Here is a 14,505-nt window from a genome sequence, read left to right as displayed (position 1 = left end):
CGTGAGGGCTCCCGCCCGAAGCACGGACGGGAGCCCTCACGCGGTCGTCCGGCTCAGTCCTCGTACGCGTCCAGCGGCGGGCAGGAGCAGACCAGGTTCCGGTCGCCGAAGGCCTGGTCGATCCGGCGGACCGGCGGCCAGTACTTGTCGGCGGCCGAGACACCGGCCGGGAAGACCGCCTCCTCACGGCTGTAGGCGTGCGCCCACGCGCCGCCGAGCGCCGCCCCGGTGTGCGGGGCGTTGCGCAGCGGGTTGTCGTCGGCGGGCCACGCGCCGGAGCCGACCTTCTCGATCTCCGCGCGGATCGCGATCATCGCCTCGCAGAACCGGTCCAGCTCGGTCAGGTCCTCCGACTCGGTCGGCTCGATCATCAGCGTCCCGGCCACCGGGAACGACATCGTCGGCGCGTGGAAGCCGTAGTCGATCAGGCGCTTGGCCACGTCGTCCACGCTCACGCCGGTCGCCTTGGTCAGCGGACGCAGATCGATGATGCACTCGTGCGCGACCAGGCCGCCGGGACCGGTGTAGAGGACCGGGTAGTGGGGCTCCAGGCGCTTGGCGATGTAGTTGGCGGACAGCACGGCCACCTGAGTGGCCCGCTTCAGCCCCTCGCCGCCCATCAGCCGGACGTACGCCCACGAGATGGGCAGGATCCCCGCGGAACCCCACGGAGCGGCCGAGATGGGGCCGACGCCCGTCTCCGGACCGGCGGCGGGCTGCAGCGGGTGGTTCGGCAGGTACGGCGCGAGGTGCGCGCGCACGCCCACCGGGCCGACGCCGGGACCGCCGCCGCCGTGCGGGATGCAGAACGTCTTGTGCAGGTTGAGGTGCGAGACATCACCGCCGAAGTGGCCCGGCTTGGCGAGCCCGACCAGGGCGTTGAGATTGGCGCCGTCCACGTACACCTGGCCGCCCGCCTCGTGGACCTGGGCGCAGATGTCGGCGACATGCTCCTCGAACACACCGTGCGTGGACGGGTAGGTGATCATCAGCACGGCCAGCTCGTCGCGGTGCTGCTCGATCTTCGCCCGCAGGTCCGCGACGTCGATCTCGCCGTCCTCGGCGGTCTTCACGACGACGACCTTCATGCCGGCCATCACGGCGCTCGCGGCGTTGGTGCCGTGCGCGGAGGACGGGATGAGGCACACGACACGCCCCTCGTCGCCGTTGGCGCGGTGATAGCCCCGCACGGCCAGCAGACCGGCCAGCTCACCCTGAGACCCCGCGTTGGGCTGGAGCGAGACCTTGTCGTACCCGGTGACCTCGGCGAGCCGCTCCTCCAGCTCGCGGATCAGCGTGAGATAGCCCTGGGCCTGCCCGGCGGGCGCGAACGGGTGCAGCTGACCGAACTCGGGCCAGGTCACCGGCTCCATCTCGGTGGTCGCGTTGAGCTTCATCGTGCAGGAGCCGAGCGGGATCATGCCGCGGTCCAGCGCGTAGTCACGGTCGGCCAGCCTGCGCAGGTAGCGCAGCATCGCGGTCTCGGAGCGGTACTGGTGGAAGACGGGGTGGGTGAGGAACGCGTCGGTGCGCAGCAGCGCCTCGGGAAGCACCTCCGCGGTGGCCGCGTCCAGCGCCTCGACGTCGCCCTGCACACCGAAGGCGGACCACACGGCGCCGAGCCGGTCCCGGGTGGTCGTCTCGTCGCAGGCGATCGAGACGTGGTCGGGGTCGACCAGGCGCAGGTTGACGCCGTTCTCGCGCGCGGCGGCGACGATCTGCGCGGCGCGGCCCTCCGCCCGGACCGTCAGCGTGTCGAAGTAGGCGCCGTGCACGGCCCTGAACCCGCCGGCGGCCAGACCCGCGGCGAGGATCGCGGCGTACCGGTGGGTGCGCCGCGCGATGGCCCGCAGCCCCTCGGGACCGTGGTGGACGGCGTACATGCCGGCCATCACCGCGAGCAGCACCTGCGCGGTGCAGATGTTGCTGGTGGCCTTCTCACGCCGGATGTGCTGCTCACGGGTCTGCAGCGCGAGCCGGTAGGCCCGCTGCCCGTCGGCGTCGACGGAGACGCCGACGAGGCGGCCCGGCAGGCTGCGCGCGAACTTCTCGTGCACGGCCATGTAGCCGGCGTGCGGCCCGCCGAAGCCCATCGGCACGCCGAAGCGCTGGGTCGTGCCGACGGCGATGTCCGCACCCAGCTCGCCCGGCGACTTCAGCAGCGTCAGGGCGAGCAGATCGGCGGCGACGGTGACGAGCGCGCCGAGTCCATGGGCCCGCTCGATCAACGGCGCGATGTCGCGCACGGCTCCGGAGGCACCCGGGTACTGGATCAGTACGCCGTTGATCTCCCGCTCGGCGATCTCGGCCGGGATGCCCTCGCCGAGGTCGGCGACGACGACCTCCACGCCGGTCGGTTCGGCACGGGTACGGATCACGGCGACGGTCTGCGGCAGCGTGTCCGCGTCGACCAGGAAGAGGCCCTTCTTGTTCCTGCCCATGCGCCGGGACAGGGCCATCGCCTCGGCCGCGGCCGTGCCCTCGTCGAGGAGGGAGGCACCGGACGTGGGCAGTCCGGTGAGGTCGGCGACCATGGTCTGGAAGTTCAGCAGGGCTTCGAGCCGCCCCTGCGAGATCTCCGGCTGGTAGGGCGTGTACGCCGTGTACCAGGCCGGGTTCTCCATGACGTTGCGCAGGATCACGGGCGGCGTGAAGGTGCCGTAGTAGCCGAGCCCGATCATCGAACCGAGGACCTGGTTGCGGTCGGCGAGGGAGCGCAGCTCGGCGAGGACCTCGGCCTCGGTGCGCGCGCCCGGCAGATCGAGCCCGTCGGCGTTCTTGATCACATCCGGTACGGCGGCGGCGGTCAGCTCGTCGAGCGAGCCGTAGCCGACCTGCGCGAGCATCTTGGCCCGCGCCTCCTGATCGGGTCCGATGTGCCGCTGCTCGAAGGGGATGCCCTGTTCGAGCTCGGAGAGCGGAGTGCGATGGGCGGTCATTGCGGAGGCCTCCTGGTCTGACGCGACCTTCGAGGGGCGCCCCGGCGCGGGCACCCCGACGGCCTCCCCCTCTGTCATCTCGACCTGAGAGCTTCACCGCGTCGCCCGAGGGCGCACGGCTTTCCCCGTCGGTGAGAGCGGGAGCCGTCGACACCCGCCCTGCTTTCCAGAGTGACCTCGTCCGTGCGGTACGTGAGCCTGAGAGATTCCGGGGAGGATTTGCTCCTTCGGCGCCTCCGACGATGTCCGGAGGACTCTCCCGCACGGGATCAGCAGCCGCTTGCCAGGGTACCAGCGAGGTCAGCGGCGAGGGCTTCGAGTGGCCGCCTCCTCGAATCTGCTCTTTTGTAGTGCTTACGGATGATTTGCGACCTTGAGGAGGGCCCGTGCAGACCGACATCGATCCGCGCAACCTGATCGGCCGCAAGGCGTTCGACCGCAACGGCACCAAGATCGGCACCATCGACGAGGTCTATCTCGACGATGCCACGGGGGTGCCGGAGTGGGCGGCCATACGGACCGGCCTGTTCTCCAGGGACGCCTTCGTCCCCCTTGAGCCGAGCGAGTTGATCGAGGGCACCCTGCGCGTCCCCTTCGACCGCGCCCTCATCAAGGACGCCCCCGACTTCGGCGTGGGCCGGCACCTCTCCCCCGAGCAGGAACTCCAGCTCTACCACCACTACGGCCTGGACGTGGCCCCGCCGCCCGCACGCCCGGACCACCACTTCGGCAGGCTGGCAGGCCACGACGAAGCCTGACGCCCCCGGCAGCACCGCCCCACCCCTGTACGGCCCAACGCACCCCGTCCGTCTGCGCGCGGCCCCACGCGGGCAGTTCTCCGCCCGCCTCGGCCCCGGGCGGAAAGCAGACGCCTGACCGCCCCACACCAACAGCGAGAGGCCCGCCGGGCGCACGCCGTCCAAGGCACGCCCGCCGCGGCCCACCGCCCGGCAGACGGCAGACGGCACCAAGGGTCGGCCACGAGCACACTCGGCACCCGGGCGGCCCGTTACCCGGCATCCCGCCCCGCCCAGGGCCCCGGATCAGCCGCTCCCCCGCACCGCGACCGGTCCAGCCCCCGGCCCTCCCCCACCCCCCTCCGCTCCCCCGGGCACCAGCGGCAGCGGATCCGCCGGCTCCAGGCCGGGATCGTCGGCCCGGAACGTCCGCACCCGCCCCGGCTCCGAGCCCGGGGTCTCGAAGCGCACCGTGACCCGCCCCAGGCCGCTGCCCTGCACCCAGCCGTGCCCGTGCTCGGCATGCCGCACGTCGTGCCCCGCGGGCCAGTGCCGTTCGGCGACCGCCGGCCGCTCCTCGACGGGCTCGGCCACGGCCTCCTCCGGCGCCGCGTCGGCCAGATCGCCCGCCGCCTGCGCGAACAGGTCCTCCTGTGTGTAGTCGGCGAGCCCGGAGACGCCCACCCCGAGCAGCCGCACCCCGCCCGTCGTGTCCACGGAGTCCAGCAGCCGGGCCGCCGCCTCCCGCACCACCGCGGGATCGTCCGTCGGCCCCCGCAGCGTCTCCGAACGGGTCAGCGTGGAGAAGTCGTACCGCCGCACCTTCAGCACGATGGTCCGCCCCGAAAGGCCCGCCCCGCGCAGCCGCCGCACGCACCGGTCGGCCAGCCGCTGCACCTCGAGACCGACCCGGACCCGATCGTGGATGTCGACGTCGTACGTGTCCTCGACGGACACCGACTTGGTCTCCCGCTCGGCCACCACGGGCCGCTCGTCGTGCGCCAGCGCCATCGCGTACAACGCGTGCCCGTGGGCCTTGCCCAGCAGCCGCACCAGCTCGTCCTCGCCCGCCTCGGCGATCTCCTCGACCGTGGCGATCCCGGCCCGCCGCAGCTGGTCCCCTGTCGCCGGCCCCACGCCCGGCAGGGTCCGCACCGGCATCGGGCCGAGCAGCGCGCGCTCCGTGCCCGGTTCGATCACCACCAGGCCGTCCGGCTTGGCCTGCTCGGAGGCGATCTTCGCGAGCATCTTGGAGGCGGCCAGCCCCACCGAGCCCGTGAGCCCGGTGACGGCCCGTATGTCCGCGCGCAGCTTCGCCCCGGCCAGCCGCGCCGACCCCTCGTCCCAGGCCGTCCCGCCGGCCTCCAGGTCCACGAACGCCTCGTCCAGGCTCAGCGGCTCCACCAGCGGGGACAGCTCCCGCAGCAGCGCCATCACCTGCTCGCTGATCGATCGGTACAGCCCGAAGCGCGGCACGAGATAGGCGGCGTTGGGTGCCAGTCGGCGCGCCTGTGCCATGGGCATCGCCGAGTACACCCCGAAGGTCCGTGCCTCGTACGAGGAGGTGGAGACCACCCCGCGCGGTCCGAGCCCGCCCACGATGACGGCCTTCCCGCGCAGGCTCGGCTTGGACGCCTGCTCCACCGAGGCGAAGAAGGCATCCATGTCGAGGTGCAGGATCGTGGGCGTGTTCCTCACATGTCCGATGCTGCACCACGGCACTGACAATGCCCCGTCGCCGGACGCCGACACGGCCCCGGACCACCCGGGGCACCCCCGGCAGGGCCCGGCGGAAGGCGATGCGGAACCTGGCCCGCTTCGGCCTCGCCACCGCGCAGGTCGGCTTCCGCCACGCCGACCGGCTCACCATGGGCAAAGGTGCGCCGGTCAGACCGCCCGGTTGCGCCGGCGCGCCAGCTCGTCCGCGGGGTTGTGCCCGACCAGCGTCTCCCCGGTGTCAATGCGCTCGCCGTGCAGCTGGGAGAGCGCGCTTTCCACGTCCCGCCAGACCACGCCCACGGCGATCCCGAAGATGCCCTGACCGCCCTGGAGCAGGGCGTGGACCTCGTCGGGCGAGGTGCACTCGTAGACCGTGGCGCCGTCGCTCATCAGCGTCATGCGCTCCAGATCGCGGAAACCGCGTTCCCGGAGGTGCTGGACGGCGGTCCGGATGTTCTGCAGCGACACGCCGGTGTCCAGGAACCGCTTGACGATCTTCAGGACGACGACGTCCCGGAAGCTGTACAGCCGCTGCGTACCCGACCCGTGGGCGGGCCGCACACTGGGCTCGACGAGGCCTGTGCGGGCCCAGTAGTCGAGCTGCCGATAGGTGATGCCGGCCGCCGCGCAGGCGGTCGGCCCGCGGTAACCGATCTGCTCGGACGCCATGGATGCCGCCCCTCCCCCGCCGGGTACGGCCGTCGGCCGTTGCGGGGCGTGTTCGGCCGAACCGCTGCCCTGCTGGGGATACCCCCCGCTGGAGCGGAACCGAGAGCTCGAGGGAGCGTACGGACCGCTCTCCCCGAAACCGCGTCCGGGGGCACCCCCAGCCGTACCGTCGCCGCTGCTTCTCACGCCGACCTCCGTCCTTGACCTGCCTTCACGACGGTAGGCAGTCACCAGGGGTGCGTCAACGATCGCCACACTCGCCACGCCGAGTGATAATCACCCTAAGAGTGGTTTCCCGTACCCCACTGCGGGGAAAGGCTAGCCGAATGCGCTCCCGGGGGGCCGCAGGACGCTCTCAATGGCCGCTGGCAATTGCCCCACCGTGGCCCGTCACAGGCCGTGCACCAGGCCGCGCGGAGCCCAGGTCCGGCACGCTGGGCCGCCGGACTCACTGGCTGCTGGTGCCGAAGTCCTCGGGCGAGATCTGGTCGAGGAACTCGCGGAACTTCTCCACCTCGTCCTCCTGCTCGTCCGGAATGGCGATGCCTGCGTCGTCGAGCACCGTGTCACTGCCGTAGATCGGCGTTCCGGTGCGCAGCGCCAGCGCTATGGCATCGGACGGACGGGCGCTGACCTCGACCCCGCTGGCGAACACCAGCTCCGCGTAGAAGACGCCTTCACGCAGGTCCGTGATGCGTACTTCGGTGAGCTCCTGGCCGACAGCTTCCAGCACGTCCTTGAACAGGTCGTGGGTCAGCGGCCGCGCGGGAGCCATCCCCTGCTGGGCGAAGGCGATCGCGGTCGCCTCCCCCGGCCCGATCCAGATGGGGAGGTACCGGTCGCCGCCCACTTCACGCAGGAGCACGATCGGTTGGTTGGAGGGCATCTCGACCCGGACACCTACGACATCGAGCTCGTTCACACAGCAACCCTAGGCCGTGCCCGGGACGTTTGGGTAGTCGGGCAGGGAACGGGTGCGCGATCCGGTCGACGGAACACCGGCGCCGCTCAGGGCAGCCGCACGCCGAGCGCGGTCCTCACCAGCGCCGCGTGCAGCCTGACGGTGAGCGCCGCCAGCTCCTTCGCACGGGCCTCGGCATGGGCCCTGGTCTGGGGGTTGCGGTGGAGCCTCAGCGGGGCCACCACCTGCTCCACGAGGCCCGCCTCGCGGTCCGCTGCGGCCTTCATCACCCGAAGGTGGCGCGGCTCGATCCCGAACCGCCCCAACTCGGCCACGAGGGAGGCCACGGTCACCGCCTCCACGTCGTACACCCCGTCCTCCAAGGGGGCGACGAGCCCGTACGACTCCCATTCCTCGAGGGCGCTCTCGTCGATCTCGGCGGCCGCGAGCAGCTCCGCCCGCCCGATCCGGGCCACTGTGGGCCCCTCGACCGGCTCCAGCGCGCCCTCGGCGTCCCGCTGCCGCCCCACAACAGGCAGCGGTACGGCCTCACCCCGCTCCATGGCGTCGAGGTGTTCACGGATCACCTTGAGCGGCAGATAGTGGTCCCGCTGCATCCGCAGGACATGGCCCAGACGCTCGACGTCACCGGCGCTGAACTTGCGGTACCCCGAGGGGGTGCGCTGCGGCTCGACCAGGCCCTCCGACTCCAGGAACCGGATCTTGGAGATGGTGACCTCGGGGAACTCCTCGCGCAGCGTGTTCAGCACCATGCCGATACTCATCAGCCCACTGTCCCTGGCGGCGGTGCCGTCCCCGGCACCGCCACGCGGTGTTTGAAGCATGGACCTTCCCTGGAGTCCCCCGGACGGCGTCCGGGGGCTGGTCAGATGCCGTGCCGGCTCGCGTAGAAGACGAGCCGGTACTTGCCGATCTGCACCTCGTCACCGTTCGACAGAGCGACCTGGTCGATCCGCTCGCGGTTGACGTACGTGCCGTTCAGACTGCCCACGTCGGCCACCGTGAACGAACCGTCGGGAGAGCGCCGGAACTCCACGTGCCGGCGCGAGACCGTCACGTCGTCCAGGAAGATGTCGCTCTGCGGGTGACGGCCGGCCGTGGTCAGGTCCCCGTCCAGCAGGAAGCGGCTGCCCGAATTCGGGCCGCGGCGGACCACCAGGAGCGCCGAGCCCAGCGGCAGCGCGTCGACCGCCGCCTGCGCCTCGGGGGAGAGCGCCGGCAGCTGCGTCTGCCCGGTGACCTCGGCGTCGTACGCCTCAAGGCCGGAGATGGAGATCGTGGACGTCGTCTCCGACGGCCGCTCGGCGGCGGCGCCGGCACGCAACGGCGCACCACAGTTGGAGCAGAACCGCGCGTTCTCCGCGTTGCGGTTGCCGCACCTCGTACACACCAGGACCGACATGGACGGATCCTCCTGCCGCGGCTGCCCCCCAGGGGCATTGGACGCATACGGGCCGGGGGCAAACCCTCCACCCGCACTTGAGGTTGACGGTTGCCCGAAACCTATGCCGCTGGACTGGGCAGGGTCAACAGACGGCGCGCCCTGACCACCGGAATTGTCGCCGCCCGGGCCACCCACCTGGTCCCGGAACAGCGGGCGCTGGCCCTCCGCGTCAGGCTGTGCGCGATGGCGGGCGGTCGCGTTGCCGCTGTCCTCTCGCGCGCTCTTGCCGAACAACTTCGCAAACAACTTCACGGGCGATTCCCCTTGACCGAAACAGACCCGCCCGTGGGGCAGGACGAACTCTGATCCCATACACCGGCCGACCCGGACATCCTCACAACGTCCGTATCCACCAGACAGTTTCCACCACGCACCACCCCTTCGGTGCGCCGACCCCCCGCAACCTCATGCCCCTGCCGGACCTCTCCCATGCACTCCCGATTCACTGAGAGGACGACCGAGCGTAGTCAGGCTGCTTCGCCGGTCGCAAGGCGTCCACAATGATCTTGGCTGAGCGCTCGACCACCACGGTGGCCTGCTCCTTCTCAAGAGTCTGCACCACACCTCCCGGGATGTTGAGCGCCGGCTCAAGGTCCTGCGGTTTGCCGATGACCTTGAAATGATAGGGGGCGTCGATCTTGTTCCCGTCGACGCTCACGCTGTTGTCGGAATCCGAGAGGTACGTGCCGGCGACGATCCGTACACCGTTGACCTGGATCGCCTCCGCGCCGGCCGCGCGCAGCTCCTGGATCGCGTCGAGCAGCATGTTCGCCTTGACCGTTCCCTTCGTGTCGCCGATCGTCATCGTGATGCCGGGGCCCTGTGCCGCCACGGTGCCCGCCAGAATGCCGAGTTGCCGCTCCTTCTCGGCCGTCTGCCTGCGCGCCTCCTCGGCCTGGTCCGAGCTGTTCTCCAGCTCCTGACGCTGCTGTTCGAGTCCCGTCTTCTCGTCCTCAAGACGCTGCGTACGGTTGTCCAGTTCATCGAGGATGCGCACCAGATCTTCCTGGCGGGCGCCGCGCAGCGCGTTGTCGCTGTCGCTGTTCGACGCCACCTGCACGGCCAGCCCGAAGCCGAGCCCGAACAGCAGCAGCGCGACGATGAGTTGGGCCCGGGAGACGCGCGGCGGCCACAGACCGTTGACCAGCCGCTGGCGGCCGGTCAGCGCCGGCTCGGACTTCTCCTGCCGGGGCTGCGGCACGGGACCCGGCGGGGGCACCTCGTCGGGCAGTTCCCTGCGCAGCCTGTTCTCCGGCTGCTCGTCCTGGTTGCTCATCGGTCTCACGCCCGGAACACATGCCGCCGGATGGCCGCGGCGTTGGAGAAGATACGGATACCGAGGACCACGACGACACCCGTGGACAGCTGTGCGCCCACCCCCAACTTGTCGCCGAGGAACACGATCAGGGCGGCCACGACCACGTTCGACAGGAACGAGACCACGAAGACCTTGTCGTCGAAGATTCCGTCCAGCATGGCCCGCAGGCCACCGAAGACGGCATCGAGCGCCGCGACCACGGCGATCGGCAGATAAGGCTCGACGACCGCCGGAACCTCGGGACGAACCAACAGCCCGGCCACGACTCCCACGACGAGGCCCAGTACGGCGATCACGATGTGCCCTTCTCAGTGCTCGGCTGTGCTGTACGTACGATCACACTCGGTGCGGCGGGCAGCCGGAGGTCGCTCGCCACGGAGATGTCGGCCCGAATGCCGTAGCTCTCCTCCAGGGCATGCAGATACAGCCCGTCGGCGCCGTCCTGGAACCTGCTGCTGAATTTCTTGCCGTCACCCACCGCCAGCACGGTGTAGGGCGGCACCAGTGGCTTGTTGTCGACCAGTATCGCGTCGCCCGCGGCCCTGATCGCGGACAGGGCGGTCAGCCGCTGCCCGTTGATCGAGACGGCCTCCGCGCCGGCCGCCCACAGCCCGTTGACGACCCGCTGCATGTCACGGTCGCGCACCCGGCCGGTGTCGGAGAATCCGGAGGTCGTGCGCGGGTTGCCGTCGCCGCCCGTGGTGGCTTCCTTGGCGTCGTTCACGACGAGCTTCACTCCGGGGCCGTGCACCGCCGTGGCGCCCGACAGGATTCCGACCAGGTCGGCCGGCCCGCTGCCGCCGCTCTGCCGCAGGGCGGCCCGCTGGCGGGCGCTCACGTCGTCGCGCAGTTTGTCGACGCTGCCCTCCAGCTTGTCCGCCGTCTCGGTCTCCCGGTCGATCCGGTCGAGCAGTTCCTGCCGCTCCTTGGCGACCACGGGCGCCGCCACCCGGGCCTGTGCCGCACCGACGGTCACGACGAGCGCGGCGAGCACCAGACCGCCGGCGAGGCCGAGCTTCGCACGGAGGGTCTTCGGCAGGCCCCCTTCTTCGCCCTGGGACTTCCTGCGGGCGGCGGCCTCGGCGTACCCGTCGTCGAGGCTGTGATCCATGACGTTGGTGAGCAACGACATGGAGGCGTCCGGGCGCGCGGGCCGCGAGGCCGGTGTGCTCCGAACGGGGGGTTGCTGCGGCATGCCGCACATCGTCGCACGTCGCGAGCAGTACCTCCGAACGGCCCCACCGGCGTGCCGGACAGGCCCCCTTGGGGACACTTGTCCGGCACGCGCGCGTGCTGGGGGTTTTACCGTCCGGCGCTGTCCACGACGGCCGACCACTCGTCGAGCAGAGCCTGGGCGGACTCGTCGTCCGGCCCCTCCGCCCACAGGTGGGTGACGGCCTCGGCCGGGTCGGGCAGGACCATCACCCAGCGACCGTCCGACTCCACGACCCGCACCCCGTCCGTGGTGTCGACGAAGCGGTCGCCGGCCGCCTCGACGACCCGCCGCATCACCAGCCCCTTGACGGCCCAGGGCGTGGCCAGATCACGCTTCAGGACATGCGCCCGCGGAATCCGCGCGTCGATCTGGCTGAGCGTGAGCTGGGTCCTGGCCACCAGTCCGATCAGCCGCACGAAGGCCGCCGCGCCGTCGTAGACGCCGCTGAACTCCGGGACGATGAAGCCGCCCTTGCCGTCTCCCCCGAAGATCGTCCCCTCCTCGCGCCCCACGCGCGTGAGGTCGTCGGGAGACGTCGTGGTCCACTCGACCTGGGTGCCGTGGTACGCGGCCACCTGCTCCGCGATCCGCGTCGTGGTCACCGGCAGCGCGACACGGCCGCTGCGCCGCTCCGCGGCCACCAGATCGAGCATCACGAGCAGTGCCCGGTCGTCCTCGATGATGCGGCCCTTCTCGTCGACGAGGGACAGCCGCTCGCCCACGGGGTCGAACCGCACACCGAACGCGGCCCCGGAGGACGCCACGATCTCACCGAGCCGCACCAGCCCCGCCCGGCGCATGTCGCCGATCTCCGTGGGCCGAGCCTCGTCCAGGCCGGGATTGATGGTCAGAGCGTCCACGCGGAGCTTGCCGAGCAGGCTGGGCAGGACAAGGCCCGCACTGCCGTTGGAGGCGTCCACGACGACCTTGAGCCCCGACTCGGCGATGCCGCTGGTGTCGACGTTCCGCAGCAGCGACCCGGTGTACGAGTCGTAGACGCTGGCCGGGAAGTGCAGGTCACCGATCTCCCCGGGGAACGCCCGCCGGTACTCCTGCCGGGCGAACACCCGGTCCAGCTTCCGCTGACTGCCCTGCGAGAGATCGGCGCCCTGCCCGTCGAAGAACATGATGTCGACCGAGTCCGGCACCCCCGGTGAGGTCCGGATCATGATCCCGCCGGCACTGCCCCGCGCGGTCTGCTGCCGTGCCACCGGCAGCGGCACGTTCTCCAGGTCCCGTACGTCGATGGCGCTGGCCTGGAGCGCGGAGATGACCGCGCGCTTCAGGGCACGCGCGCCACGCGAATGGTCACGGGCCGTCGTGACGGTCGCCCCCTTCTTGAGGGTCGTCGCGTAGGCGCCGGCCAGCCGTACAGCGAGTTCCGGCGTGATCTCCACGTTCAGGATCCCGCTCACGCCACGGGCGCCGAAGAGGTGCGCCTGCCCACGGGACTCCCAGATCACCGACGTGTTGACGAAGGCACCGGCCTCGATGGTCTTGAACGGATAGACCCGCACATTGCCCTGAACGATCGATTCTTCACCGATCAGGCACTCGTCGCCGATGACCGCGCCGTCCTCGATCCGTGCCGCGCGCATGATGTCGGTGTTCTTTCCGACGACACAGCCCCGCAGATTGCTGTGCTGCCCGATGTACACGTTGTCATGCACCACGGCCCGGTGCAGGAACGCCCCGCTCTTCACGACGACATTCGACCCGACGACCGTGTGCTCCCGGATCTCGGCACCGGCCTCCACCTTGGCGTAGTCACCGATGTAGAGCGGCCCGCGCAGCACGGCGTCCGCATGTACCTCGGCGCCCTCGGCCACCCATACGCCCGGGGAGATCTCGAATCCGTCGATCTCGACGTCGACCTTGCCCTCGAGGACGTCGGCCTGGGCCTTCACATACGACTCGTGCGTGCCGACGTCCTCCCAGTAGCCCTCGGCGACATAGCCGTAGACCGGCTTGCCCTCCTTCATGAGCTGCGGGAAGACATCACCGGACCAGTCGACCGGAACGTCGGGCTCCACATAGTCGAAGACCTCGGGCTCCATCACGTAGATGCCCGTGTTCACCGTGTCGGAGAAGACCTGCCCCCAGGTCGGTTTCTCCAGGAACCGCTCGACCTTGCCCTCTTCGTCGACGATGGTGATGCCGAACTCCAGCGGATTGGGCACCCGCGTCAGACACACCGTGACCAGCGCGCCCTTTTCCTTGTGGAAATTGATCAGGTCGGTGAGGTCGAAGTCGGTCAGCGCGTCGCCTGAGATGACGAGGAAGGCATCGTCCTTCAACGCCTCTTCGGCGTTCTTGACGCTTCCGGCGGTACCGAGTGGCTTCTCCTCATTGGCATAGGTCAGTTCCATTCCGAGCTCTTCGCCGTCACCGAAGTAGTTCTTGACGAGCGAGGCCAGAAACTGCACGGTGACGACGGTCTCAGTGAGCCCATGCCTTTTGAGCAGCCTCAGGACGTGCTCCATGATCGGGCGGTTCGCCACGGGCAGGAGCGGCTTGGGCATGCTTGAGGTCATCGGGCGAAGGCGAGTGCCTTCACCACCGGCCATCACGACGGCCTTCATGTCGGAAGCGTCCTCCTCCAAGAGACGACGGTCTAGCCGACTTCACCCGTCAAGATTGTCCCGCACTTTTCCGCCGAGGGCCATCGAGCCACTACGTCCGGACAATCGCCGAGCTCAATCGGCCATGGTGTCCGCACGAACCAGACGGCGGACCTGCACCACGTAGAGCACTCCTGCCCACCAGTACAGCGTCGTACCCCATCCGGCGAACGCCCATCCGAAAATTGCAGCGAGTGACGAGATCCAGCCGCTTCCGTCACTGAGCAGGAGCAGCGGGAAGGCGTACATCAGATTGAAGGTCGCGGCCTTCCCCAGGAAGTTCACCTGCGGCGGCGGGTAGCCGTGCCGCCTGAGGATGCCCACCATCACCAGGAGCACCAGCTCTCTCGCCAGGAGCACGGCCGTCAGCCAGAGGGGCAGGATCTCACGCCAGGTGAGGCCGACCAGCGTCGAGAGGATGTAGAGCCGGTCGGCGGCGGGGTCCAGGAGCCGGCCGAGGCTGCTGATCTGGTTCCAACGCCGGGCGAGCTTGCCGTCGAGGTAGTCACTGATCCCGCTCAGCGCGAGCACCAACAGCGCCCAGCCGTCGCTCTTGGGGCCCCCGAACTCGGGCCTGAGGATCAACCACAGGAAGAGCGGTACGCCGACGAGCCGCGCCATGCTGAGGATGTTCGGGATGGTGAGGACCCGGTCTGTCTGGACTCGGGTCTCCTGGACCTCCACCCGGGGGCCTCCTGTGGGAAACGAACCAACGATGCTCCCTGACCCTACCTCAACGCAAAAAAGCTCCGGCTCTCGGGCTGTCTGCCCAAGAGCCGGAGCCTCAAAGGGAGTTCGGCGGTGTCCTACTCTCCCACAGGGTCCCCCCTGCAGTACCATCGGCGCTGTAAGGCTTAGCTTCCGGGTTCGGAATGTAACCGGGCGTTTCCCTCACGCTATGACCACCGAAACACTACGAA

12 protein-coding genes, 1 rRNA gene and 1 riboswitch are annotated in these 14,505 nt (G+C 70.0%); of the genes, 1 reads left to right on the top strand and 12 read right to left on the bottom strand.

Going from position 1 to position 14,505, the window contains the following annotated elements; all coding sequences use genetic code 11:
- Positions 1-53 precede the first annotated feature (53 nt).
- A complete protein-coding gene (gene gcvP, locus CTZ28_RS45315; protein ID WP_121895745.1) occupies positions 54-2,939 on the bottom strand; it encodes an aminomethyl-transferring glycine dehydrogenase in 2,886 nt (961 codons plus the stop codon).
- Between the two features lie 176 nt (positions 2,940-3,115).
- A riboswitch (glycine riboswitch) is annotated at positions 3,116-3,211 on the bottom strand.
- Positions 3,212-3,325: 114 nt separating this feature from the next.
- Here gcvP and CTZ28_RS45310 point away from each other — a divergent pair.
- Complete coding sequence (locus CTZ28_RS45310; protein WP_121895743.1) at positions 3,326-3,697, top strand: PRC-barrel domain-containing protein; 372 nt, start codon at positions 3,326-3,328, stop codon at positions 3,695-3,697.
- A 285-nt stretch (positions 3,698-3,982) separates the two neighbouring features.
- Here CTZ28_RS45310 and CTZ28_RS45305 read toward each other — a convergent pair whose 3' ends face one another.
- From CTZ28_RS45305 to rrf, 11 genes are all read right to left on the bottom strand, one after another.
- Complete coding sequence (locus tag CTZ28_RS45305) at positions 3,983-5,374, bottom strand: DNA polymerase IV (protein WP_121895741.1); 1,392 nt, start codon at positions 5,372-5,374, stop codon at positions 3,983-3,985.
- Between the two features lie 189 nt (positions 5,375-5,563).
- Positions 5,564-6,250: a MerR family transcriptional regulator gene (locus CTZ28_RS45300; protein WP_121895739.1), complete on the bottom strand. Its 687-nt coding sequence runs from the start codon at positions 6,248-6,250 to the stop codon at positions 5,564-5,566.
- Positions 6,251-6,512: 262 nt separating this feature from the next.
- A complete protein-coding gene (locus CTZ28_RS45295; protein ID WP_026253112.1) occupies positions 6,513-6,986 on the bottom strand; it encodes a bifunctional nuclease family protein in 474 nt (157 codons plus the stop codon).
- An 86-nt stretch (positions 6,987-7,072) separates the two neighbouring features.
- Complete coding sequence (gene ftsR / locus CTZ28_RS45290) at positions 7,073-7,810, bottom strand: transcriptional regulator FtsR (protein ID WP_121895737.1); 738 nt, start codon at positions 7,808-7,810, stop codon at positions 7,073-7,075.
- A 41-nt stretch (positions 7,811-7,851) separates the two neighbouring features.
- Entirely contained in the window at positions 7,852-8,742 is an 891-nt protein-coding gene (locus CTZ28_RS45285; RefSeq protein WP_121895735.1) for an FHA domain-containing protein, read from the bottom strand.
- 130 nt (positions 8,743-8,872) lie between these two features.
- Positions 8,873-9,706 carry a DUF881 domain-containing protein gene (locus CTZ28_RS45280; RefSeq protein WP_121895734.1) on the bottom strand — a complete coding sequence of 278 codons (834 nt, stop codon included), beginning with the start codon at positions 9,704-9,706 and terminating at the stop codon, positions 8,873-8,875.
- 5 nt (positions 9,707-9,711) lie between these two features.
- A complete protein-coding gene (locus tag CTZ28_RS45275; RefSeq protein ID WP_003988855.1) occupies positions 9,712-10,044 on the bottom strand; it encodes a small basic family protein in 333 nt (110 codons plus the stop codon).
- Positions 10,041-10,952 (bottom strand): DUF881 domain-containing protein, encoded by a 912-nt coding sequence (locus CTZ28_RS45270; protein ID WP_121895732.1) that lies wholly within the window; start codon positions 10,950-10,952, stop codon positions 10,041-10,043. Before CTZ28_RS45270 ends, CTZ28_RS45275 begins: the two co-directional genes overlap by 4 nt.
- 98 nt (positions 10,953-11,050) lie before the next feature.
- Positions 11,051-13,546 (bottom strand): mannose-1-phosphate guanyltransferase, encoded by a 2,496-nt coding sequence (locus tag CTZ28_RS45265; protein ID WP_121895730.1) that lies wholly within the window; start codon positions 13,544-13,546, stop codon positions 11,051-11,053.
- A gap of 114 nt (positions 13,547-13,660) precedes the next feature.
- On the bottom strand, positions 13,661-14,269 hold the full coding sequence (locus CTZ28_RS45260; RefSeq protein ID WP_121895728.1) for a cardiolipin synthase ClsA: 609 nt from the start codon (positions 14,267-14,269) through the stop codon (positions 13,661-13,663).
- Between the two features lie 109 nt (positions 14,270-14,378).
- A 5S ribosomal RNA gene (gene rrf, locus CTZ28_RS45255) occupies positions 14,379-14,495 on the bottom strand.
- Positions 14,496-14,505: the final 10 nt, after the last annotated feature.

Origin of the sequence: Streptomyces shenzhenensis, from assembly GCF_003688995.1 — a bacterium.
GTDB classification, from domain to species: Bacteria; Actinomycetota; Actinomycetes; order Streptomycetales; family Streptomycetaceae; genus Streptomyces; species Streptomyces shenzhenensis_A.
The sequence above is the reverse complement of the archived record's forward strand: the minus strand, read 5'-3'. Positions and strand labels throughout refer to the sequence as shown.

Excerpts from the sequence above, each read along its gene's own strand:
- gcvP (WP_121895745.1), bottom strand. The coding sequence starts at position 2,939 with ATGACCGCCCATCGCACTCCGCTCTCCGAGCTCGAACAGGGCATCCCC.
- CTZ28_RS45285 (WP_121895735.1), bottom strand. The coding sequence starts at position 8,742 with ATGGGATCAGAGTTCGTCCTGCCCCACGGGCGGGTCTGTTTCGGTCAA.
- CTZ28_RS45265 (WP_121895730.1), bottom strand. The coding sequence starts at position 13,546 with ATGAAGGCCGTCGTGATGGCCGGTGGTGAAGGCACTCGCCTTCGCCCG.
- ftsR (WP_121895737.1), bottom strand. The coding sequence starts at position 7,810 with ATGCTTCAAACACCGCGTGGCGGTGCCGGGGACGGCACCGCCGCCAGG.
- CTZ28_RS45280 (WP_121895734.1), bottom strand. The coding sequence starts at position 9,706 with ATGAGCAACCAGGACGAGCAGCCGGAGAACAGGCTGCGCAGGGAACTG.
- CTZ28_RS45270 (WP_121895732.1), bottom strand. The coding sequence starts at position 10,952 with ATGTGCGGCATGCCGCAGCAACCCCCCGTTCGGAGCACACCGGCCTCG.